This is a genomic window from Vibrio scophthalmi (assembly GCF_040869025.1).
Taxonomy (GTDB): domain Bacteria; phylum Pseudomonadota; class Gammaproteobacteria; order Enterobacterales; family Vibrionaceae; genus Vibrio; species Vibrio scophthalmi.
Genome location: NZ_CP134272.1, coordinates 679,205 through 702,069 on the forward strand (window position 1 = coordinate 679,205; position 22,865 = coordinate 702,069).

Here is a 22,865-nt window from a genome sequence, read left to right on the forward strand (position 1 = left end):
CGGTAGCGAATTCGATACTCAATGCGACGCAGTGCTAATAATTACATTGTAGCGGCATGATTTGTTGCAGATTGATGTGGTTTTAAGTCCTTAATGAGCAAGTTTTATACATTTATTATGCTCGAATGATGGGCTTTATTTCTATTCTTCCTTTGGCGATAAAAGCTAATATCCCTTATTGATCATTTGGTTACGTTATCTTTTTGTTCTAAATATCACTTAGGGTGATGTGTTATAGCTCGCGATTGGAAGGTGCGCATCCTAGGTATCTTAGCAAGACGTAAATGCTTTCTTGCGATAGTGCGACGCGACGAAATAGTGTGGCAAATGTTTCATCGCCACCAAAGCAGGTTTGGATGTAGTGGTGAATCTGCTGATCGTTGTAACCTTCGGCATACATGGTTCGGACCCATTGGTATTCAACCGATTTAAGATCGCTCAAGGTTGTTTCACTTAATGTAGGTGCGTTGAATGCAGATGTTAATCTATCACCGTTGAATGAGATGTGCTTAATGGCTAAGATCCTTGCCTTTCATTGGATGCAGCACAGAGTTAAGCAGACTTTAGTGAAGGAAAAATGACAGTATCAGCTTTTTACTCAAGCCTGACATACTGTCATTATCATCAAGTGGTGTACCTGGCCGCTGGTATTACTCGAGCGTGACTCGTTAGATAGGAGGCGACCAGAGCGGATGAACTATTTGAGATATTTAACGTGCGCTTCCATTTCCTGACCAATCTGTTTGCGCATATTCATCAGTCGGATAGCAGATTCTCGTAATTCAATGTCTTCATCGTTGCTCGGAACCCATTCCGGTACCGGCGAGGGTTTGCCATTTTCATCAACCGCAACCATGATGACGATACAATGGGTGGTTAAGCGATTGGTTAGTTCTTTAGGGTCGCTGGCTTGAACATCGATAGCAATATGCATTGATGAGCTGCCGGTATAGATTACCTTAGCACTCACTTCGACCAGATTTCCGACGTGAATTGGTGATACAAAACGTATCCCACCGGCGTAGGCAGTAATACAATATTTACCACTCCAGCCTGCAGCACACGCATATGCAGCTAAATCGATCCACTTCATCGCCGCGCCACCATGCACTTTACCGCCAAAATTGACATCGCTGGGCTCAGCCAAGAAACGCAGGGTTATATTGCGTTGTCTTTTACTCATCGTCTTACTCCATGACGGTTGCAACTACGACCACTATAACGTGTTCACGACTGAATGATCTATTACTAAGTGCGGCCAAAGCGCATTGGATCATCACGTTTTTTATAGGTGGCTTGATGGTGGCAATGGTTTACTTACGCACTTCTTCAAATTCGCCTTCAATCGCGCCTTTGTCCATGCTTTGATTCATCGCAGAATCTTGCTGTGCTTGCATTTGTGCCTTGAAATTATCGCGCAGGCGCTTGCCGGTGATTGCGCCCAGAATGGCTAATGGGATCGCCAATAGTAAACCGAACATAACAGTAAAAAAACCGATGACTAGTGTTAGCGCTGTGGTGAGCATTCTATACATCATTAATACCTCTATTGTGTAGTGCAGCATTGACTCAAAAAACCAAGGGCAAGTGGGTGACTTGCAGCTTAAAGTGACCTGAGTGTAGAAAGTAAATCTAAAAATGTGTCTTGCACTAGGTTAACAGTGTACAGATTAATGCGGCTTAGATGAACCAAACATGAATGTAAAAAAAACCGCCTCATCCAGAAGCGGCAGTCAACAGGTTAGCTAGGTAGTTCGCTACCGACCAACAGGGAATTTTTTTAGCCGCCTTTTATCTTAGGTGATAGGTGATAGGTGATGTGATAAGCCTGCGGCTGAGGTTAGATTACCTCTAGGTAAACGTTTGATAGCGCACGCCCATCATTTGCTCCATACAATGGACGACTTGGCAGCTGTAGCCAAATTCATTGTCGTACCAAATATAGAGAACGCAACGATTGTCTTGCGCGATTGTCGCAGCCCCATCGACCACACCAGCAAAGCGGGAACCGACCAAATCGGATGAGACTACCTCGGTGGAATCGGTGTAATCAATTTGTGCTGAGAGGTTCGATTTTAGTGCCATATCGCGTAAATACTGATTGAGCTCGTCACGCTCAACTTGGCTCGCTAAGTTTAAGTTAGCCACAGCCATTGATACATTGGGTGTTGGTACGCGAATAGAGTTGCCAGACAACTTACCCGCAAGCTCAGGTAAGGCTTTAGCAACCGCTTTAGCTGCGCCCGTTGAGGTGAGTACCATGTTCAGTGAAGCACTACGACCACGACGCTCACCGCTATGGAAGTTATCAATCAAGTTCTGATCATTGGTAAAAGAGTGTACGGTTTCAATGTGACCAGATTCAATGCCATAGCGGTCGTTGAGTGCTTTAAGTACTGGAGTTATCGCGTTGGTGGTGCAGCTTGCGGCAGAAATAATGGTATCTTCTGGCTGAATCACCTGTTCATTGACACCAAAGACGACGTTTTTGATGTCGCCTTTACCCGGCGCAGTCAGTAATACTTTTTGTGCACCCTTTGAAGCGAGGTGTTTACTCAGTCCTTCGCTATCGCGCCAAGCTCCCGTGTTATCAACCACTAGCGCGTTATGAATATCATATTGGGCGTAGTCGATATCTTCAGGGCTGTTAGCGTAAATGACTTGAATGTAGTTACCGTTGGCGATGATGGCTTTTCGTTCTTCATCCACAACAATACTGCCATTGAATTGACCATGCACAGAATCTCGTCGTAACAGGCTAGCGCGTTTTTGTAGGTCACCATGTTTACCGCCACGGACCACAATAGCACGTAAACGCAGTGGGTAGCCTGAGCCGCTTTTTTCGACCAGAAGTCTAGTTAACAAGCGACCAATACGGCCAAAACCGTACAACACGACATCTTTAGGTTTTGATACGCCCTCGCCATTCATTGCTGTGACCAAGGCTGAGTGCAGAAAATCTTTTACGCCATGGGCATCTTCACGATCTTGCCAAAACTTATCAGCCAGCTGACCTACGTCGATGCGACATGGTGATAGCGGCATGTCACATAGTGCTTGAATCAGAGGCAGTGTTTGGCTCGGAGATAACGCCTGTCCACTATAGTGACGAGCGAGGCGATGGGCTTTTATGATGTCGATTGTTGCGGCGTTCACCAGTGTTTTGCCAAACAGTAAGACTTCAACACCTTTTTGGCGATAAAGCTGCCCAAGTAATGGATAAATGGTTTCAGCAATCGACTGGCTAGTTTGCCATTCGAGAAGATGTTTCTCTGGGCTCATGAGCGTACAGGACCTTTTCGTTTTGGAAGTGCTTTTCCTTGTGGAAGCGAGGGCATTCACTCGTCAGAACTCTACTTTTGCCCAACAGACACGCAGGGGATTAAGAGAAAGTGTAGAGTGAATGTTTTGTAATTATTTTGTGGAAAAAGCGTAACTGACGATGGGTTATTCTGCTAGGAAAAATAATCACCCTGTCTGATGCTAAAATGTCGCCTAACTTAGGCGTTTTCCGCTGAAGGAATTAGCACAATGCATCATTGACAAATTCGATAGTGAGGCGCTTATTTTGCTACAAAAAATACTCATTGCGCATTTGGTGGTGTAACGGGAAGAGGTGATTGCGTCATGATGTGAGCTTGTATGGATAAACCACCTATTTAGTAAACAATGGTGGTGAGTTGAGCTTTTTAGCGACTTCAATTGCGGACTTCATGCATATCGCGACAAGATGGAATGGGGGAAATTGAAAAATTGTGCGCAAGCCAACGTTTATTTGTGCAACCTGATGGTCAATATGATCTGATGTCCTTCGCACACTCATTGTCAATATTTCTATCAATGTAGCAATAATGAGAAAAGGAATGCGCAACGGTAAATAAGTTGGTTTGAATGCTACTGATTGCTTATATTTGAGCCACTTTTGATTCAAGGAATGAATCCCCCAATGATCTTTGCTCGCGTGTCGATTAAATCGCGACTGCTAGTGCTGTGTCTTTTACCGACTCTGGTTATCTTGCTGTTTTGTGCAAATTCTGTCATCCGCATTCAGGAAAGGCTCGAGAGCTATACTGTGACCAATGTAAAAGCAGAGCATCTACGCCATCTTTCTGCCTTATCTAATCAGCTCTACTTTGCTCTATCTAAGCGGTTGAAAAATGACTCGGTTAAACAAGAGATCCATCAAAGCTTATTACAATTAGATCAAACGTTGGCGTTGGTTTCTGCTCAGCACCAGTTACGACCTGAACGGCGTCGCGTAATGACAGAGCAGATTATGGAGCTAAAAGGCGTCTTACCTGAGCTAGAATTTGCTAGTTACACCAGCACGATAGAATTAGGCCGCTTGATGTTCAGTAGCTTAGAAACATTGTTTTTGACCGTGCAACAGATTGAAAATTACCATGCAGATAGGTCAATTCAAAAAGCAGAAGTCGTGCTTAGTGATCTTAGTTGGCTGCATTTTTGGATGGAGAGAGAAGCATGGCTAGCAAGGGAAATTAGTACGCTAGAGTGGGATTCCGCCGATTATGCGGAAGAGTATTTTCGTGTAGGCGAACGCCAGCAATATTATCTTGAACACTTCCTCAATAATGATGTACGTAACCCTAAAGCAGATAAGCTGTTAGTGCTTTTCACTAGCCGAGAGTTTCGTCAAAGCGCCTATTTTAGAAGCCAGATGTTGCACAATCGCGCTACGCCCTTGGAGATGAATGAACTGGTTAAAGTGATTGAAAGTCGAAATCATGCCGTGGTCGATCAGTTAACTATTTTAGCCACTGAGCTTGAACAAGCGGTGGTTCTCAAAGGGAAGGCGAGTCAACAAAAATTAATCTTGCTTGCGATTATCAGTGGCTTAGTGTTGATCGTGATGTTTACATGGGGGGCGAGTACGTTACTTCGGATCAACTCAAAGCTAACTCGAATTCTAGATACAATGGGGATGATGAAAAGAAACGGTACTGTTGCGTTGATCCCGGTTGATGGTAAGGATGAATTCACCGACTTTGCCGATAGCCTCAATCATATTATTCAAGAGCAAAGAGATTATGAACAGCAATTAGTTGAAGCAAAGGAAAGTGCGGAAGCCGCTAATAAAGCAAAGAGTATTTTCTTAGCCAATATCTCTCATGAAATACGCACTCCACTTAACGGTATTATAGGTATGACCGAAGTACTGTCGGATAGTCAACTAAGACCAAGCCAAGAAGAAATTTTAACGGATATTGAAGGCTCATCGCAATCATTGCTGGTACTGATCAACGATATCTTAGATCTGTCAAAAATAGAGTCAGGGCGGTTATCACTATCAATCGTAGAGTCTGATATCAAAGAGGTGATTTACGAGACCTTAGCCATCTTAATCAGTAAGGCGAGAAAACAGCACGTTGATTTGTTTGTTGAATGGTTAACGCCCATTCCTAAGATGATTCGCATTGATGAGTTCCGTTTGAAGCAAGTGATACTGAATCTTTTGAGCAATGCGGTGAAATTCACTCACCAAGGCAGTGTAAAAGTACAGATATCACTGGTGGAGAAAGTCGATCAAACCACGCTTCTCTGTACTGTTGTCGATACTGGTGTCGGTATCGCTCAAGATAAGTTGAGTGAGATTTTTAAGCCGTTTACTCAAGAAGATGGTGGGATTACCCGATCTTACGGTGGAACAGGGCTTGGATTGACCATTTGTCGTCAGTTAGTCGAATTAATGAAGGGTGACATTTATGTCGATTCGGTTGTGGGCAAGGGCAGTCGCTTTATTGTTTCGATACCGATTGATGTTCCAGCCGTGCAACCCGCTCCCGTTCAAATTAATGAGCAGGTCTTGCTGCTGACCAATCATTGCCAGTATGAGCATTATATTAAGCAAGAACTCCACCAGTTAGGGGTGACCTTTTACAGCGTAGAAGATATCGCCCATGCCAGTAATCTGGTGCAATCGTATGATGTGATATTGTATTGCATTACTAATAAACACCATGCTTCTACGACGGGTTATAATGGAACCCAACCATCATATCTAGCGGAACTAACTCAGCTTAGACAGCTACAAACTAATGCTGAGATTGTTGTATTGTCAGGCCCACAAGGGCGAACTGTGGCAGTAGAAGGTATCGTCTCATCCAGCTTAACCTTGCCGATGTTAGGAAATCGACTGGTGGCCGCATTGCAAAAAAGATCCTACGCACGAGTGGCTATGACAAACGCTTCTCAAACGGTCGTTCATCATGAACCGAGGCAGACACGAAGCCGTAATATTCTGATTGTGGAAGATAATTTGATGAATCAGAAAATTGCGAGTTTGTTTCTCAATAAAGCAGGTATGGATTATCAAGTGGTGAGTAACGGGGCCGATGCGGTTGATGTGATTCAATCGGGGAGGGTATTTGATGCCATATTGATGGATTGTATGATGCCAGTGATGGATGGCTTAACCGCAACACGGGAAATACGTCAATGGGAGCAGCGTAATGGTCATCAGCCCATTGCAATAATCGCACTGACCGCCAGTGTGTTACCGGAAGATATTGATAGCTGCTTTGAGGCAGGGATGGATGCTTACTTAGCGAAACCTTACAAATCAAAACAGCTATTTGAAATCTTTGAGCAATTAAAGTTGGTTACTCTGCCGGTTTGCTGATATCAGCCAGCGGTAGCCAATTGACTTTCACGCCTGCTTGTAAAAACATCTCTTGGCTGACTTTGATTTTATCGCCCCAGCGTGAGAGAAAATCTTCGGTTTGCTCTGGGCAGTGCACAGCTGAAATACCGGTTTGAATGATCTTTGCCGCGCAATTTGGGCACGGAAAGTGTGTCACCCAGATTTCACACCCGTCTAAATCTCGTTTCGCGAACAAAATCGCGTTCTCTTCGGCATGAAGCGTTTTTAAGTATTTCATTTCGCGTTCATCGGTTTCTGCGCTGTCGGAAATACCATGTGGGTAACCATTAAAGCCGACCGAGACAATGCGATTTTGTTTAGTAATGACCGCACCAACTTGAGTGGATGGATCTTTACTCCAAGAGCCAACAAGCTCAGCCATTTGGTAAAAGCGTTGCGCCCATTTTGAAATCATTAAATCTTCCTTACAAAGAGTGAATGTGACCACGAATAAGCGATGTGATTCGCTAAGTCGTTGACCATGAAAACACAATAATGTGATCTAGGTTGGATCATAATATCTCACTTTTTAATGAGTTAGTAGCCACAATCCACACTGACGCTGCTCAATTTTTCTTCGCTTATTGCCTGCTGAGTCGTGTGTTTAAGAATGATGAGGTAAAAACTGCCCATTAGTACGTAAGAGATCTCTTACAACGACGTAAGAAACTATCGTTTCGTCGTTGAGTAAATAGCGAAGGGTTTGTATTAACTTGTTGATAAATAGTGGTTTAATTGATTTTTATGGAAAATGATCAACATTTGTATACGGTAATGCTATTGAGAGATTCGGCTTAGATGGTTAAATTAAAGGTGTCGGCAGGATGCGGACACGGAACAGGAAAGACCCAAGGATTTGGTCATCTTCAGGACGAAGATTTAGTCATCGAGGAACGATGGTTAGCTAGGATTGCGAAGGACACCGCTAGGACAGCGATGTTATGGAAGTGCTGAAGGATGCAGCGTACTATCAAGGATATGATGCAGGGAGCACTTATTAGTAGCCGGATTGCTGCGAGTAAGAATAGACCCCGTTAGGCTTTGCCTAGCGGGGTTTTCTTTTATATAAACTAAATTAAGAGCTTAGCGCTTAAAAGTTACCGCTTCTGTTTCTGCTAGGTGAATTTGGGTCGTTGCTGGTTGTGTTTCTGCAATCACTTTACCGTGGCGAACCGAGTAACGCACAGGGACTTGGCGACGTACCGCATCAAAACCGTTTTCAGCAGGAAGGATCAGTAAGCTGCCCGGCTTACCTTGTTCAATGCCATGTTGATCATGGATATTCAAAGTACGTGCTGAGTTAGTACTGATAAGTTCTAAGCCGTTATTGATCTGGTCGTAACCCATAACCTGACACACATGCAGACCCATATGCAGCACTTGCATCATATTCGCGGTGCCTAATGGGTACCATGGGTCGAAGACATCATCATGGCCAAAACAAACGTTAATATTGGCAGCAAGCATCTCTTTCACTCGCGTCACACCACGACGTTTTGGGTAGTCATCAAAACGGCCTTGCAGGTGAATGTTCACCAGTGGGTTCGCAACAAAGTTAATGCCAGACATGCGTAGCAAGCGGAATAAACGTGATGCGTATGCGCCGTTGTAAGAGCCCATTGCTGTTGTGTGGCTTGCGGTGACCTTGTGACCCATGTTGAATTTATGCGCCAGCGCAGCCAAGGTTTCGATAAAGCGAGATTGCTCGTCGTCAATTTCGTCACAGTGAACATCAATAAGACGATCGTATTTTTGTGCTAATTCAAATACGTAGTGCAGCGATTCAACCCCGTACTCACGCGTGAATTCAAAGTGTGGAATCGCACCAATGACGTCAGCGCCTAGTTGAACCGCTTTTTCTAGTAGCTCTTTACCGTTAGGGTAAGACAGGATACCTTCTTGTGGGAACGCAACGATTTGGATATCTACCCATTCTTTCATCTCTTCACGCACTTCAATCATCGCTTTAAGCGCGATTAGCGTTGGATCTGAGACGTCTACGTGAGTTCGTACATGCTGCACACCATTCGCAATTTGCCATTTTAGTGTCTGTTTAGCGCGTGACTTTACATCTTCAATCGACAGCAGCTCTTTACGCTCAGCCCAGCGCTCGATACCTTCAAATAAGGTGCCAGAAATGTTCCAGCTTGGCTCTCCGGCCGTTTGAGTCGTGTCTAGGTGAATGTGAGGTTCGCAGAAAGGTGCGACCGCGAGGCCACCTTCCGCATCGAGTACATTACCGGTGAAATTAAGTTCAACGGAATTGTCTTCAATACGCTCGAATTGACCATCCTTAATCAGAATCTGCTTGAGACCTTCTTGTCCTTGCAGTGTTGCGTTCTGGATCAGTAGTGTTGTCATGATGGTTCCTTACGCTGGTTGTTGAACCAGAGTCTTTTTATTTACGATAGGATTTAATACTAAGTAGCTGATTGCGCCGCCAAGTACCGCATTTACGGGTACGACACCTGGTAAGAAGTGGCCGGCAATCACGCCAATCGCAACGGCTGCGATACCTGCCCAGTTAATGGTTTGGAACTGAGCTTGGTCAAAATTTAGGTAACGCTTACGGTTAGCTAAGAAATCCGCAATGATCACGCCACCAATTGGTGGTATAGCCAGAGATAAGAAGGTCAGCCAACCAACGAAGTTATTGTACAGCCATAATGCGCAAAGTGTACCGATGACACCATTGAGCATAGAGATATATTTGCTAGGTAGCCCTGTGATATTTGAGAAGCCCAGGCCCGAAGCGTACAACGCGTTGTCGTTGGTGGTCCAAATATTAAGGCCAAGAACAATAATCGCGGGAATAAGTAACCCTTGCGCAATCATGACTTCTGAAATATCTGATTGGCCAGTAACAGCCGCGCCAGCCGCACCGAAGACAAACATCAGTGAGTTGCCGACAAAGAAAGCAATCATCGTCACCATCACCGCGCCCATTGGCTTTTTACCAAAACGAACGAAGTCAGCCGTCAGTGTTCCTGCGCTAACAAATGAGCCAACCACCATCGCCAAGGCCACTGAAAAATCGAGAGGTTCAGCTGGCTGTACTTTTTGTAGCTGCTCTACGCCGCCAATACTGTTAACGGCCTCAATTACAGAGTAGCCACCGAGTAGCGCAATCGCAGGAACTGCAATGGCAGACAAAATCATTAAAGCGGCAATGCCAAAGTACACCGTGGCCGTCATCAGCAAGCCAGATGTGATAATCAGCACGTTGGTATCAATGCCAGTCGCTTTGTGTACTGGTATTGCGAACATAGCCACGCCGACTCCAAACCAACCGACTTGAGTACCACCAAGCAGTGCAGAAGGAAGCCATGAGCCTTTAGAGCCAAAAGAAAAACGAGCAAGAAGATGAGTAGAGAGGCCGGTAGAAGCGCCGATGTAACCAAGAAAAGAAGTGTAGATGCCGAGAATGAGGTTGCCAATTAGAACTGCGAGTAAGAAATCATCAAAGGAAAGACCAATACCAAGTGAACCGCCAGTCCACATACTTGCGGAGAAAAAAGTGAGCCCTAGCATCACCATGGTTAACGACGCTACGCCTTTACGGGCCGAAATTGGAACAGGTCCAAGACTATAATTATTATCTGCAGCCATTTTTACCTCTACAAGTAAGACAAGAAAACTAAATGCCATGTTTTGGTTAAACGGCGCGTATTATGATGATTGAAAATAAACTGTCAATGACTAAATTGTCACTTGTGCTTCATTGTTGTTGGTTTTGTGTTTTATTTTCTTTTAATTCAATATATTAGAATTTGTTTTTTGATTGAACTTATTGCTTATGAAAACGTTTTTATAGCCTTGAGTTTTGCGCTGCTAATCTGTTTTGGAGTGTTTGTGTGGGCTGGTGTGTTCAGGTGTAAAAAAGACTCCAATTGTATTTGTTTTCCCAGGTTGCAAACGTTTGCTATTTATGTGTCGTAGTGTTGGTTTGAAATTTGCTCTATTTTTATTTGTTTTACCTATTGTTTTGGTGTTTTCAGTCAATTTTGTTGTTGTAGTTTACTAAATTCATGGTTAACGTTGGTTTTTTACGGTGTTTTATGGATTTAATTTTTTAGTGTTCGGTTTGATATGAAAATTGTTTTGATCGAAAAAGTGGGGTTTTGCGTACAATCGGACTAAGCAGCAGAAAAGGTAAACTGTTGTGCTTGTTTGGGTGAAATAATTGATAACAGTGTGTTAATTGAGAGGTTTGCACAGGAAAAATGAAGCTATTTCAGTATAATGCGCATAGCTTTCAATAAGGAGATAAACAATGAAACTTCGTTACTTGCTTTCTATAACAACATTATTCGCAGCGGCTTTCTCAGCTCAAGCAAGCGCAAGCTGTGAGGTAACTATCGAAGCAAACGATATGATGAAATTCTCAACGGATGTGATTAGCGTACCAGCGACTTGTGAAGAGGTCTCAATCACACTAAAGCACACAGGTAGCCTACCTGCGACGTCGATGGGCCACAACATTGTGATCGCTGATACTGCTAATGTTCAAGCGGTAGGCACAGAAGGCATGAGCGCGGGTATCGACAACAGCTATGTCAAGCCGGGTGATGAACGTGTTTATGCATTTTCAGAAGTGATTGGTGGTGGAGATTCGACAACGCTAACGTTTGATACTGCGAAGCTTAAGGCGGGTGGTGATTACACTTTCTTCTGCTCGTTCCCAGGTCACTGGGCCATCATGAAAGGCAAATTTGAGTTCAAATAACGCTCAGTATTAGAGTTCTATTTCAGACGAAAACGCCCCGAATCTCGGGGCGTTTTTATTGGTTGGAATTCGCCATTAGACTGTTATACCAATCAGAATAACGACGTGACCAGCAAGACGAACGTTGCGGGTATTATTTAACAGACCAAGTGATCTCTTCACCCGCTTTGATTGGCACCACAATATCACTACCAAATGGCATGGTTGTAGGCACGGTCCAAGCTTGCTTGGTTAGCGTAACCGTATCAGCATTGCGTGGCTGGCCGTAAAAGTCTGGGCCGTTGTGACTTGCAAACCCTTCAAGGTTCTCAAGTTTACCCTCTTGTTCGAATACTTCTGCATATAACTCTAACGCTGCGTGCGCCGTGTATGAACCCGCACAACCACAAGCGGCTTCTTTCTTGTCTTTGGCATGTGGTGCTGAATCTGTCCCCAAGAAGAACTTTTTGCTGCCGCTGGTTGCTGCTGCAATCAGTGCTTGTTGGTGCGTATTACGCTTTAGAATTGGTAAGCAGTAGAAGTGCGGTTTAATGCCACCCACGAGCATGTGATTACGATTATACATCAGGTGATGTGCAGTGATTGTCGCAGCCACATTATCGTTAGCAGTGTTAACAAAATTTGCCGCGTCCGCTGTGGTGATATGCTCTAAAACGATTTTTAGGTTAGGGAAATCGTTCACAATCGGTGCGAGAACTGTCTCTAGGAATTGCTTTTCACGGTCAAAAATATCGATTTCGTGTGCAGTCACTTCACCATGTACCAACAACAACATGCCAACCTCTTCCATTGCTTCTAGCACTGGGTAGATGTTTTTTGCTGAGGTTACACCTGAATCTGAGTTAGTGGTTGCGCCAGCAGGGTACAGTTTAGCGGCGACAACAAGACCTGAGGCTTTGGCTTTACGAATTTCATCAGGAGTCGTATTGTCGGTTAGATAAAGTGCCATGAGAGGAGAAAATTGAGCACTTGGTTTTTCCGCCATGATACGTTCACGATAGGCTGCGGCCATTTCGGTATCAGTAATTGGTGGAATGGTGTTTGGCATGATGAGCGCGCGGCCGTTGTAACGGCTGATATCGCGTACCGTGTCTTTAAGAACTTCGCCATCGCGAAGGTGTACGTGCCAGTCGTCCGGACGAGTAATCGTAATAGTTGTCATGTTAGCTCCCACCATGAAATAGTTGTCTGATTGGAGCCTAAGCAATTGTTTATATGAATAAACGCGAATGCTTAGGCGACAGGATGATAGAGGAAAGCGATAACGATTTCACCTTCTTTTTTTATCGATTGCGCTCGTGGCATAATAATAAGCTAAACGTTTGCGCAATTGATTGAATGAGTCATAGCGGCCGCGGGTTCTATTGTTTCACTCGCGGGGTGAGCAGTCGGCAGGTTAAAAATTGGTTATACTCGCAAACAAATATCCCTAGAAAATAGATAACTAAGGAAGGGCAATGTCAGCGTCAACACTCGCAAAAATTAATGTTTACCCGGTTAAGTTAGTCGCCGGTGTTTCGATGTCAACGGCATGGGTTGAAAAGCAAGGGCTGATGTTTGATCGACGTTTCATGCTTGCCAAAGCTGATGGTGCGATGGTCACGGCTAGAAAATATCCTCACATGGTGCAAGTGAAATCGGTATTGTGTTCAGATGGTTTATTGTTCACCGCTCCCAATCGTGCGGCACTTCGCATTCGTTACAGTGAATTTAAAATGCAGCCAACGCCTGTGACAGTGTGGAGCGATACCTTTAGCGCATTTACGACGTCAGATGAAGCGGATGATTGGTTTAGTGACGTGGTCGGTTGTCGTGTCGAGTTGGTTTTTACTGGCGAGCAATCTCAGCGGGTGCGAGAAAAGTTGGGCCACAATGTCAGCTTTGCGGATGGTTATCCATTGCTGATCATCAGTGAAGGGTCGTTAGCAGAGCTGAATAAACGCAGTAGTGATACGCACACTATGGATCAATTTCGTACCAATTTGGTTGCCTCTGATCTTGAGCCTTTTGTTGAAGATAGCTGGAAACGGATTCGTATTGGCGAGGTTGAATTTGAAGCGGTCAAACCTTGCGAACGCTGTATTCTGACCACGGTTGATACGCAAACTGGTCAACTTAGAGACAATAAAGAGCCATTAAAAACCTTGAGCGATTTCCGTGCTAATGAGTTTGGTGGCGTCTTTTTTGGACAAAATTTGGTGGCAAAAAATGAAGGCATGATCCGTGCTGGTGACCCTATTGAGGTGCTTGAGTACAAAGAGAAAGAGTTCTATGTCGATAACTCCCCGCAATTGCACCAATTAACTTGTGTTGAACGCGAAGACATCGCGCGTAACTTTACCACGTTCTGGTTTGAATCTGAGCAGCTTATCGAGTACAAAGCAGGTCAGCATCTGCCGATTCAAATTACGCTTGATGGTGAACAGGTTGCGCGACGTTATACGCTCTCTTCGTCACCTTCACGGCCTAATAAACTGGCGATTTCAGTGAAAAAAATCGCTGGTGGGCGCATTTCTCATTGGCTAAGTGAGCACTTACAAGTGGGAGATGTGCTGAATTGCCAATCACCAGATGGTTGCTTTCACTTAGAAGAAAACCATTTCAACCCCACCTTATTGCTATCTGCAGGTAGTGGCGTGACCCCAATGCTGTCGATGTTGCGTTATCTTGCCGATAATAAGCAATTGGATGATGTGGTCTTTTATCATCAGTGCAGCACAGAAGCGGATATCCCTTATCGCAGTGAGCTTGAACAACTGGTACGTGAGCACGGCGGGTTGAAGGTGTTGATTTCCCTTTCTAAGGCGCCATTAGATTGGTTTGGTTTAAAAGGGCGGTTAAGCCCGATGCACTTAAAGCAGGTACCAGATATTGCAAAGCGAGAAGTGTATGTTTGTGGCCCCGAAGGGTTTATGCAACAAGCAAAATCAATGTTATTGCAAGCCGGTATGAATGAAGGCCAGTATCATCAAGAAGCATTTACCGCCATGCGAGTAGAGCATACCGTTGAGCAAACCGTGACCGTTAAAGTGAATAGCCACCAATTCGTTGGGGACAATCAGCGCACGATGCTGGAACAAGCGGAAGAGGCAGGGGTTAATATTCCCAATAGCTGCCGTGCCGGTTTGTGCGGTGCTTGTCGAGTGAAAGTCGTATCGGGGAAGGTAACACATGGTCAAGTTCCCGCTCTTGACCATATTGATGTCGCTGGTGGAGAAGCGTTAGCGTGTTGCGCAGTGCCTTCATCCGATATTGAAGTGAAATACTAACGGTTAGAATAGCGTTAAACCTTGTGCTGGTGGGCTATTAGCACAAGGTTTTATTGGTATTAGATCGTGATTACACTAAATCCTTCTTGAGAATGACGGGATCGATGTCGTCTTTTTTACGGCGTTTAATTTGCGCTAAAATAACCCCGCTTATCACCATGATACCGCCAATTAAGTGGTAGATGTGGACAGTCTCGCCTAGCGTTGTGGCGGCTAAAGTCACAGCTACCACCGGTAATAAATTCATAAACATCGCACTGTTGTCTGCGCCAATCACATCAATCGATTTGATCCACATCCATGGCGCAGCAATCGAAGCTGCAACCGAAGCAAATAAGATAACCGGCATCGCTTCTGATGGCGGTAGCAGTTGGTCACTGGTCAGCCAAATAGGAGCCAGCATAATCATTGAAGCAAACCCTTGCATGTAGATCGAGACGGTATTAGGTAAATTCATCTTCCAGCGCTTAAGTAGTACGCAGTACAACGCGTAGGCGACTGAGGCTACGACCATCAAAGCATCGCCAGTCGTGACACTTTGCGACAAGAAGAACAGCATATCCCCTTTACCCAGCATGTAGGCTAAGCCGATTAAGGCGATGATACCGCCCAAAATGCTGTTGCGTGAAATAGGCTTGCCTAAAATAGGCACACTAATAAAGATCGCAATCAACGGCACTAAGGCACTGATCAGCGACATATTAGAAGCCGTTGTCGTGACCGCGGCGAAATAGCCACATGATTGGTTGATCACCATTCCCAGCATCCCAAGCACGCTCAGTTTGGCAAGGTTTGGGCGAATGTCGCTCCACAGGCGGATCACCTTTGGCAGGCAAAATGGGGTTAAAATCGCGATAGCGAATACCCAGCGATAAAAGCTCATTGCACTTGGTTCAATGATAGAAGCCGCCATTTTACTGGCAACAGCATTGGTTCCCCAGATGAAAACAGTGAGTATTGGCAGTAAGTAGATCATGTGAGGTTCATCGCATTGTTAGGGTGGCGGGTAGTTTGTCAGGTCTGTATAATTGCAAGTATCTTTAAAACGACATTGTGCGCTCTAGGAAGACAAGTTTGAGAAAACCAGCCAAACATTTGCACCCGTCGTTATCGATCGATAAAGCACCATCAGATGTCTTTATGAATTTTGAGGCGTTTTTATCGAACACTGAGACGCGTGTTCATAGCCACCCTTGGGGTCAGGTACAACTGATCAGCGGTGGTATTCTTGAAATGGAAGTCGAGGAAACTCGTTTTTTAGCTCCCCCTCATCTCGCGATATGGGTGCCACCGGGTATCATGCATACCAGTTTTAATCGTAAGCCACTATCTTACTGCTCTCTAAATGTAGCGCTGCATTTGACGGAAAATTTTCCCGATAAAACCAGCTTGATTCGCGTTACTTCGATAGCCTCTTCCATTGTGGATGACTTTCGTGCGCGAAGAATCAATGTTGCAGAAACTGACGCAGATAAACGTTTGGTACAAGTGTTGTTAGATCAACTGGCCACGCGAGATACACAGCATCACTTTCTGCCATCGACAGACAATAAATACCTAGCGCCGATCCTATCCGCGGTTGAGGAAGATCCTACTGATAACACCAGTTTGTCAGAATGGGCCGAACGCGTTCATACCACCGAGCGAACTCTGGCTCGGCATTGTCAATCCGAACTAGGCATGAGCTTTACCGAGTGGCGCTTGCGCGTGCGTTATCTCTATTCAATGGAATTGTTACAAAAAGGCCAGTCAGTTAAAGAAGTGGCTTTCACTCTTGGCTATAACCAAGCCAGCCCATACATTGCGATGTTCCGCAAATATTCGGGCCAGACCCCAGAACAATATAAGAGTAAATTGATTTATTAAGGTGGCAATTATCTGCGCCATCGTGAAGCCAACCACCAGGTGCTTTGGCCTTACAGACTTATCTTATTGATACAGTTTGAGGGGGACAGCAATACAGTGAAAAAAGCGAGTCTGGAAGCAGACTCGCTTTTTTCATTTATACGTTAACTGAGTTTGAAGCGACCAACCACATCGCTCAGTTGGCTGTTGGTTGCCGTGAGTTGGTGAGTACTTGTCACGGTTTGTTGCCCATTGTGGTTAATATTGTTGATCATCTCTTGAATGCTGGTCATATTGCGAGTGATCTCTTCAGCTACGACGCTCTGTTGCTCTGCAGATGCGGCGATTTGCGTGGTTAAATCGTTGATCTCAATAATTGAATCGGTCATCGAGTCTAGTGATGTCATCACGCGTGCGGTGGTTTCTGATGTTTGCTGGCAACTCGACTGGGTAGTTTTCATTGCACTCACAACCGTATTGTTGCCGTTGCGTAGCTTGGTCAGCATCTCATTGACTTGTGAGGTACTTTGTTGTGTACGGGCCGCTAACGCGCGCACTTCATCGGCAACCACTGCGAAACCACGCCCTTGTTCGCCAGCGCGAGCCGCTTCGATTGCGGCATTGAGAGCCAATAGGTTAGTTTGTTCCGCAATATCACCAATAACACCAAGCACAGAGCCAATCTGGTCGGTATCTTTGCTCATCGCTGTGATGGACTGAGACATGCTCGCTACCTCTTCCACAAGGGCAGAAACACTTTGCACCGCCTCTTGTACAACGGCTTTAGAGTGGTTCGCTTCGTTGTTGGTTTTATGGGTTAATTTTGCCGCATCCGCTGCACTTTGTGCGACGGACTCTGCGGTGGAACTCATTTCAGTAATCGCGGTGACCACTTGCTCGGTCTCTTTTGCGTGGGCGGTTAACAGCGTTTGATTCGAGTGTGCATTTTCACCGACCACATTTATTTCTTGTTTGATTTGCTGACTGGATTTCGCCACATCGAGCATCATGGTTTGTAGTTTTTCAATAAATTGGTTGATGCCAGTTGCGATCTTTCCAAGGTCATCTTGAGAGGTTATCTCTAGACGACGGGTTAAGTCGCCATTACCTTGAGAAAGATCAGTGACAATATTGCGAAGTGACACGATAGGCTTAAAGGCAAGATTAACGGCGATAACGCTCAGCGAAATAATTAGAATTCCTGAGATGACTAAGGTGAGCGTAATGGCATTATTGAGCTTCGCCGTGTTTTGTAAGATATAGGCGTTATCAATATAACCAGTTAGGCTCCATTGGCTCCCACGAACATCAAAAGTACTAGGCAATGGAATAAGGTCGCCATCTATTTTGTTTGAAAACAGTATATTGTTATTTGGGTCAACGAGCTCCATATAGCTACCATCAACGGCAGATGATGCTAAAAGTGCTTGCGTATCACTAAGGTCTACATAAAAGATGTTTCCTTGGCCGTCACCCTCAGGAACAATAATGGTAAGCAGAGGTTTCCCTTGTTCATAAACGATGTTACTGACGGTCACTTTGCCATTAGCTGAAGATAATAGGTCGATAAACGGTTGTGCTTCGGCAGGGTCATCAATACTCCCTTGAGGAGTAAAAACTAAATCACTAACAACCTTGATGATGTTATAAAAACCGGTTTTTTCTTGCGTCGATTTTACCGCAATCAGTCCAAAATTTAGGTTTTCTGCAAGAACAATTTGATTGTTAATGTCTTCGACCAGTTTGTCTTTCACAAGGTTTATCTGGCTGTTGATGTTCTGAGTATCACTTTGGTAAATATAATTACTAATATGATGACGAGCACTGAAATATGACGTCAAGATCGTGATTGAAGTGATAACGATGAAAATAGCGATTATTTTCATCTTGAAAGAGAGGGCTTTCTTCATGGGCGGTATGAATTCCTTTTAATGTGCTAAGGCTATAATATCCCCACATAAAGAAATTTTTCATAACTGCGACGCGAAAATAAAGATTTATTTCAGCAATGACGTTGCGATCACAAATAAATAGCCATTAATGTGATTGGTTAATGGTGACGATAATAATGTTTAATATCAATAGCCTGTAGAAGATCGTTTTGTATTTAAAATGAAAGGTTCATACCTATAACTTGTTTCATTAAATAATGGGTGTTGTTAAATAATGGCATTCGCTAAGGGTGTTTTTAGCTAAGCGTAAATTCATTCTTTAATCTGCGGGTGCTGGTATTGTTGATATGCAGGTAGTAGGGCACGTAGATTTTCAAAGGTGGTTCGAGCACTTTGTTTCGACAGCTTGTTCATTAATACATCGGGTAGTAGGCCGCCAGGATCCGCGAAGGCTTGGTACTCTATTAGGGTCGTGCCATTCGTGAGCTTGTGTAAAGTCCAACTGGCATCAACTGCGCGAATACGAATGTAACCACTTTGCTCGGCAAGTATTGCTTCTGGTGCATCAGTAATGTGGATGGTGAAACCGAGATCATCGACCCAGTATTTTGAGTAGGTGACCATGTCACGATCTTTGGCTGGCCATGGCGCGCTGAACTGGGTGTAAACGATGTTTTCAGTCGGGGAGATCTGTTTTAGTACGCGGCTGTGGCTGGCGTTATCGATCCAATCAGGGACTTTTTCACTATCCTCCAACAACGTTAAAAATGCACTGTAACTGGTGGTAGTGAACATTTGCGCGCGAATTTCCACTAAGCCGTCTTTATGCTCTCGCGCATAAATGGTGATGCCATCCCGGCGACTATCAAATTGCCAGTCACTATTTACTTGCGCGTTGACGTTGCCTGACATCAATGCCATTACTAGGAAAAGTGCTGTGATAGACAAAATGTTTTGTAACGCTGTCATGGTTTTCCTATTGAGAAAAATGCTTCTTCGTTGTTGATAGCTTATATAACTTAATTAATTAAATCAGATTTAGAATCAATGTAGAGAGAAGAGTCGTTGAGTGTATTGGTCGTTTTGTACTGCAGAGATAGGCACTGGTAGAAACAATAAACGGCCTAATGGCCGTTTATTGTTGGTCAGATTTACGCTTATGGTGCGGACTAGCCGTTTAAATGATTCGTAATTACGAAATCTAAACCGCCGGTTATCGCAGCAACCTGCGCTTGATTACATTCAGCGTCGGTTACTTTCGGGCTGTCTGGATACACTTCAGTCGTCGTATGGAACAGGCAATCTGTGACACCACCACATAGGCCAAGTTGTTTCATCGGATAGAGAATCACCCCTTCTTGTACCACTTCAGAACCAATGATCTCGCCTTTCTCATCGGCAGGCGCGATATGAGTTACTTTCGCAACAGAGGCAATGATTGCTGCTTGAAACTCTGGTTGCGGGTTTAGTGTGTCACCCACAGTGTAGAAACCATCAGGAATCGTGTCGGCATCGTATTCTACGCCATCGCGAGCAGCTAGCGCTGGTCTAAATTCTGATTCGTCCGTATCGGTGGTCTCGTGCAGATCAAAGTGCACTAAAAAATCACCAAGGCTAGCAACCAACTGACGCAATGCTGCTGATTCTTCGGCAGGTGTATCTTGGTAGAACGAACGGTTTGGATCGGTCGCAAGAGCATTCCAACGGTTGATCGTTTCATAACCCCATGGGCTTACACATGGCGCGATAGCAATGTTGAAGGTTTCAGCGTATTGCTCGGCTTTTTGCGCTGCAAATTCCAATGCACCTTGAACACCGCTGGTTTCGTAGCCGTGAACACCGCCAGTAATCAGCACGCTTGGTTTGTCGTTTGACCAGTTTTTGCTTTTTATGCAGTAAAGTGGAAAGCGTTCAACGTCGTAAGAAAGAGCGCCATATTGTTCAACATCAAAGCGTTCTTTTAGTGCTTCAATTTTTGGAAGGACTTCTTCGCTGTAGAGGCGTTTGATGGTGGTTTGAGCGCGCCATGCTTGGCGTTCTGCGTCGCCCCATTTTTGACCTGGAGTACCAATTGGGTAGGTGTTGTTTAGTGTCATCATTAACTTCTTATTTGATGGGAACAAAATCAGCATAGCGAGGCCCAGTTAAGCGTGCAAACAGAATTCGTCATAAAGTGAAAAATCGGTTATTAACTTGGGCGCTTTTTATCAGTAAAAGCATTGAGTGGTAGCATACTGAGCAACAGAATAAGCCGAACAACTTTTTCTCGTTAGTGATGTTTGTGTTTGATATAACAGACAAATCACGTTAACAAACGTTAGGCTATCGTACTGTACGATGTCACTACAAAGGAGAGTGAACATGCCATTGAGAGTGGGCTATGGAAAAGATTAATAATACGGATGTGATTCTGCACGCTTTTGATTGGCCGTATAGTTTGATTGAACAGCAAGCAGAGAAAATCGCCCACATGGGCTATCGCTCTGTGCTGATTTCACCTGCGATGAAGTCGTTATGCTTGCCCCAAGGCACACCTTGGTGGCAGCGCTATCAGCCACAAGATTATCGTGTGATCGACAATCAACTCGGTAACTTATCATCATTACGGTCGATGATAACGACGTTGGACGCAAATGGTATCCACGTCTATGTCGATGTGGTGTTTAACCATATGGCGAATGAATCGGATATTCGTCACGATCTACAATACCCCAATGATGAGGTTCTCGCTCAATATCAACAAGAAAGTGAATACTATCAAGCGCAAAAGCTGTTTGGTGATCTTGCGATCCCTTTGTTTAGTGAAGACGATTTCGTGGAAGCATTTAGTATTTCTGACTGGGGTGATAAGTGGCAAGTTCAGCATGGTCGTCTTGTTGGAGATGAGCATGATCCTGGCTTACCAACGTTAATGGACAATAGCCATGTGGTTGCTCAGCAACGTGCCTATTTGATTGCATTAAAGCAGTTGGGGGTGAAAGGATTTCGAATTGATGCGGCGAAGCATATGACGTTGGAGCATTTAACGCAGGTGTGGAGCGCAGATATCTGTGAAGGTGTGCATATTTTTGCCGAAATCATTACGGATGGCGGGGCGACTAAACAGGAGTATCAAGATTTTCTTGAACCCTATTTAGCGAGCACACCTATGGGCGCGTATGATTTTCCTTTGTTTCAAACATTGTTGGACGCCTTTCAACCAACGGGTACATTAACCAGTCTGGTTAACCCATACAGTTTGGGCCAAGCACTAGCTGAAAGTCGTGCGGTGACCTTTGCTATTACCCATGATATTCCCAATAATGCCGTATTTACGAGTTTGGTCATGGAGGAAGAGTGGGAAGCGCTTGCTTACATCTATCTGTTTGGCCGTGATGGAGGCGTGCCATTGGTGTATAGCGATCTCAATACCAGTGGTTTTGAAAACCAACAAGGTATTCCCCGCTGGCAAGAGGAGTGGCAAAGCCCATCAATGAGAGCCATGATTCAATTTCATAACCAAATGCACGGAAGCCCAATGACGGTTTTGCAGTCGGGTGATGAGAAGTTGGCTTTTTCTCGTGCGGGAAAAGGTATCGTGCTGCTTAATAAATCGAGCAAAGTGCAACGATTTGAACTGTCAGTAGAAGGAGAGTGGCGAGACGTGTTACTTAAAAGTCGTTGTGAACGAGAAGAGACTCTTGTGGTTGAAGTCTCTCCTCGCAGCGGAGCGATGCTCGTCCCTGTCGTGAGGTAATCAATGACAAATGTTAATCAATGACAAATCAGGCAAGTAATTCGCGTTGCAAGACTACTCACCTAGTACGGTTTGACAGATGGCGTGGTAAGCTTCTTCGCTACCTGAGAAAAGTTCATTAATAACTTTGGCTTTGCCTTGGCCTGATAGCAAGCGCTTACGCGCTTCACGGACTCGAAGTGCCACTTGAATATTTTGATCTAGCGGACTGCTTACGTTTGGCTGCCAACGTGAGATCTGATCACTGAATGAGTCTAGTTCTAACGTTGGTGCGTAGTGGTGAAGATCTTCACGCAATACCGTGAGCAAATTAATTTTCGCTTGATGATCATCTGCTAGCGTTGCCATGCGATTGAGCAGGGCGGCAGATAACTCATTAAGTTCGATGTAACCCGCTTGCTTAGGCAGTGGACTGCTTACACGGCAAGAAAGCTCTACGGTGTGCATACGGGTTTGTGGCAAACAGCAAATTGAGGTCAAACAATCAAACGGTAGCCACATCGCTTGGCCTGGCTTGATGGCATATTCATTTTTTCCCAATCGAACCAGTACTAAGCCATCGTCTACCGATAGTAATGTGTGCTTCATCAGCTTTTTACGGGGTGTGACGGATAGAAATTGAATATCAGATGTCTGATGAGAAATAGCGTAGTGCATGGTATCGCTCGATAAATATGGGGCGCTAAGATTACCGTTTCTCGACTCAAAAAGCCATTAACAGCATTGATTGAGCTAT

General features: G+C 44.7%; 18 protein-coding genes. 5 read left to right on the plus strand and 13 right to left on the minus strand.

Translation table 11 applies throughout. The features are described from left to right. Positions 1–232 precede the first annotated feature (232 nt). From RJD38_RS18070 to RJD38_RS18085, 4 genes are all read right to left on the minus strand, one after another. Complete coding sequence (locus tag RJD38_RS18070; RefSeq protein ID WP_050798500.1) at positions 233–505, minus strand: hypothetical protein; 273 nt, start codon at positions 503–505, stop codon at positions 233–235. A gap of 192 nt (positions 506–697) precedes the next feature. Next, positions 698–1,183, minus strand: coding sequence for an acyl-CoA thioesterase (locus RJD38_RS18075; protein WP_005595358.1), 486 nt, complete (start codon positions 1,181–1,183; stop codon positions 698–700). Between the two features lie 130 nt (positions 1,184–1,313). After that, the gene (locus tag RJD38_RS18080) at positions 1,314–1,538 is read right to left on the minus strand and encodes a hypothetical protein (RefSeq protein WP_223296322.1); all 225 of its coding nucleotides are present in this window, start codon (positions 1,536–1,538) and stop codon (positions 1,314–1,316) included. A gap of 313 nt (positions 1,539–1,851) precedes the next feature. Then, positions 1,852–3,282 (minus strand): glyceraldehyde-3-phosphate dehydrogenase, encoded by a 1,431-nt coding sequence (locus tag RJD38_RS18085; protein WP_005595361.1) that lies wholly within the window; start codon positions 3,280–3,282, stop codon positions 1,852–1,854. 790 nt (positions 3,283–4,072) lie between these two features. On the opposite strand from RJD38_RS18085, the gene RJD38_RS18090 reads away from it, so the two are divergent. Continuing rightward, positions 4,073–6,640: a hybrid sensor histidine kinase/response regulator gene (locus RJD38_RS18090; protein WP_367971673.1), complete on the plus strand. Its 2,568-nt coding sequence runs from the start codon at positions 4,073–4,075 to the stop codon at positions 6,638–6,640. Here RJD38_RS18090 and RJD38_RS18095 read toward each other — a convergent pair. The 3 genes from RJD38_RS18095 to codB form a co-directional block, all read right to left on the minus strand. Beyond that, positions 6,621–7,076: a dCMP deaminase family protein gene (locus RJD38_RS18095; RefSeq protein ID WP_065431490.1), complete on the minus strand. Its 456-nt coding sequence runs from the start codon at positions 7,074–7,076 to the stop codon at positions 6,621–6,623. The genes RJD38_RS18090 and RJD38_RS18095 overlap by 20 nt on opposite strands. Positions 7,077–7,744: 668 nt before the next feature. Further along, positions 7,745–9,022, minus strand: coding sequence for a cytosine deaminase (locus tag RJD38_RS18100; protein ID WP_065546006.1), 1,278 nt, complete (start codon positions 9,020–9,022; stop codon positions 7,745–7,747). Positions 9,023–9,031: 9 nt separating this feature from the next. Continuing rightward, complete coding sequence (gene codB, locus RJD38_RS18105; protein ID WP_005595367.1) at positions 9,032–10,270, minus strand: cytosine permease; 1,239 nt, start codon at positions 10,268–10,270, stop codon at positions 9,032–9,034. Between the two features lie 664 nt (positions 10,271–10,934). Between codB and azu the strand changes: the two genes are divergently transcribed. Then, positions 10,935–11,387, plus strand: coding sequence for an azurin (gene azu / locus RJD38_RS18110; RefSeq protein WP_005595368.1), 453 nt, complete (start codon positions 10,935–10,937; stop codon positions 11,385–11,387). Between the two features lie 133 nt (positions 11,388–11,520). Here the strand turns inward: azu and pyrC are convergent, their stop codons facing one another. Further along, on the minus strand, positions 11,521–12,549 hold the full coding sequence (gene pyrC / locus RJD38_RS18115; protein ID WP_005595370.1) for a dihydroorotase: 1,029 nt from the start codon (positions 12,547–12,549) through the stop codon (positions 11,521–11,523). Positions 12,550–12,844: 295 nt separating this feature from the next. Here pyrC and RJD38_RS18120 point away from each other — a divergent pair, with 295 nt between their 5' ends. Beyond that, positions 12,845–14,656 (plus strand): hybrid-cluster NAD(P)-dependent oxidoreductase, encoded by a 1,812-nt coding sequence (locus tag RJD38_RS18120; RefSeq protein ID WP_065546007.1) that lies wholly within the window; start codon positions 12,845–12,847, stop codon positions 14,654–14,656. A gap of 70 nt (positions 14,657–14,726) precedes the next feature. Here the strand turns inward: RJD38_RS18120 and RJD38_RS18125 are convergent, their stop codons facing one another. Beyond that, on the minus strand, positions 14,727–15,632 hold the full coding sequence (locus RJD38_RS18125) for a DMT family transporter (RefSeq protein ID WP_065546008.1): 906 nt from the start codon (positions 15,630–15,632) through the stop codon (positions 14,727–14,729). A 98-nt stretch (positions 15,633–15,730) separates the two neighbouring features. Here RJD38_RS18125 and RJD38_RS18130 point away from each other — a divergent pair, with 98 nt between their 5' ends. Then, positions 15,731–16,522, plus strand: a complete 792-nt coding sequence (locus RJD38_RS18130; RefSeq protein ID WP_005595373.1) for an AraC family transcriptional regulator — start codon at positions 15,731–15,733, stop codon at positions 16,520–16,522. A gap of 143 nt (positions 16,523–16,665) precedes the next feature. Here RJD38_RS18130 and RJD38_RS18135 read toward each other — a convergent pair whose 3' ends face one another. From RJD38_RS18135 to RJD38_RS18145, 3 genes are all read right to left on the minus strand, one after another. Continuing rightward, positions 16,666–18,411 carry a methyl-accepting chemotaxis protein gene (locus RJD38_RS18135; RefSeq protein WP_005595374.1) on the minus strand — a complete coding sequence of 582 codons (1,746 nt, stop codon included), beginning with the start codon at positions 18,409–18,411 and terminating at the stop codon, positions 16,666–16,668. A gap of 294 nt (positions 18,412–18,705) precedes the next feature. After that, positions 18,706–19,362: an START domain-containing protein gene (locus RJD38_RS18140; protein WP_065546009.1), complete on the minus strand. Its 657-nt coding sequence runs from the start codon at positions 19,360–19,362 to the stop codon at positions 18,706–18,708. Positions 19,363–19,562: 200 nt separating this feature from the next. Further along, positions 19,563–20,489 (minus strand): M14 family metallopeptidase, encoded by a 927-nt coding sequence (locus RJD38_RS18145; RefSeq protein WP_065546010.1) that lies wholly within the window; start codon positions 20,487–20,489, stop codon positions 19,563–19,565. Between the two features lie 284 nt (positions 20,490–20,773). On the opposite strand from RJD38_RS18145, the gene RJD38_RS18150 reads away from it, so the two are divergent. Further along, the gene (locus RJD38_RS18150; RefSeq protein ID WP_065546011.1) at positions 20,774–22,129 is read left to right on the plus strand and encodes an alpha-amylase family protein; all 1,356 of its coding nucleotides are present in this window, start codon (positions 20,774–20,776) and stop codon (positions 22,127–22,129) included. Positions 22,130–22,183: 54 nt separating this feature from the next. Here the strand turns inward: RJD38_RS18150 and RJD38_RS18155 are convergent, their stop codons facing one another. Next, positions 22,184–22,786 carry an AraC family transcriptional regulator gene (locus tag RJD38_RS18155; RefSeq protein WP_065546012.1) on the minus strand — a complete coding sequence of 201 codons (603 nt, stop codon included), beginning with the start codon at positions 22,784–22,786 and terminating at the stop codon, positions 22,184–22,186. Positions 22,787–22,865 lie beyond the last annotated feature (79 nt).

Coding starts and splice junctions, on each gene's coding strand:
- RJD38_RS18145 (WP_065546010.1), bottom strand. CDS start 20,489: ATGACACTAAACAACACCTACCCAATTGGTACTCCAGGTCAAAAATGG.
- RJD38_RS18140 (WP_065546009.1), bottom strand. CDS start 19,362: ATGACAGCGTTACAAAACATTTTGTCTATCACAGCACTTTTCCTAGTA.
- pyrC (WP_005595370.1), bottom strand. CDS start 12,549: ATGACAACTATTACGATTACTCGTCCGGACGACTGGCACGTACACCTT.
- RJD38_RS18080 (WP_223296322.1), bottom strand. CDS start 1,538: ATGATGTATAGAATGCTCACCACAGCGCTAACACTAGTCATCGGTTTT.
- codB (WP_005595367.1), bottom strand. CDS start 10,270: ATGGCTGCAGATAATAATTATAGTCTTGGACCTGTTCCAATTTCGGCC.
- RJD38_RS18135 (WP_005595374.1), bottom strand. CDS start 18,411: ATGAAGAAAGCCCTCTCTTTCAAGATGAAAATAATCGCTATTTTCATC.
- RJD38_RS18100 (WP_065546006.1), bottom strand. CDS start 9,022: ATGACAACACTACTGATCCAGAACGCAACACTGCAAGGACAAGAAGGT.
- RJD38_RS18155 (WP_065546012.1), bottom strand. CDS start 22,786: ATGCACTACGCTATTTCTCATCAGACATCTGATATTCAATTTCTATCC.
- RJD38_RS18120 (WP_065546007.1), top strand. CDS start 12,845: ATGTCAGCGTCAACACTCGCAAAAATTAATGTTTACCCGGTTAAGTTA.
- RJD38_RS18075 (WP_005595358.1), bottom strand. CDS start 1,183: ATGAGTAAAAGACAACGCAATATAACCCTGCGTTTCTTGGCTGAGCCC.
- azu (WP_005595368.1), top strand. CDS start 10,935: ATGAAACTTCGTTACTTGCTTTCTATAACAACATTATTCGCAGCGGCT.
- RJD38_RS18095 (WP_065431490.1), bottom strand. CDS start 7,076: ATGATTTCAAAATGGGCGCAACGCTTTTACCAAATGGCTGAGCTTGTT.
- RJD38_RS18085 (WP_005595361.1), bottom strand. CDS start 3,282: ATGAGCCCAGAGAAACATCTTCTCGAATGGCAAACTAGCCAGTCGATT.
- RJD38_RS18125 (WP_065546008.1), bottom strand. CDS start 15,632: ATGATCTACTTACTGCCAATACTCACTGTTTTCATCTGGGGAACCAAT.
- RJD38_RS18150 (WP_065546011.1), top strand. CDS start 20,774: ATGGAAAAGATTAATAATACGGATGTGATTCTGCACGCTTTTGATTGG.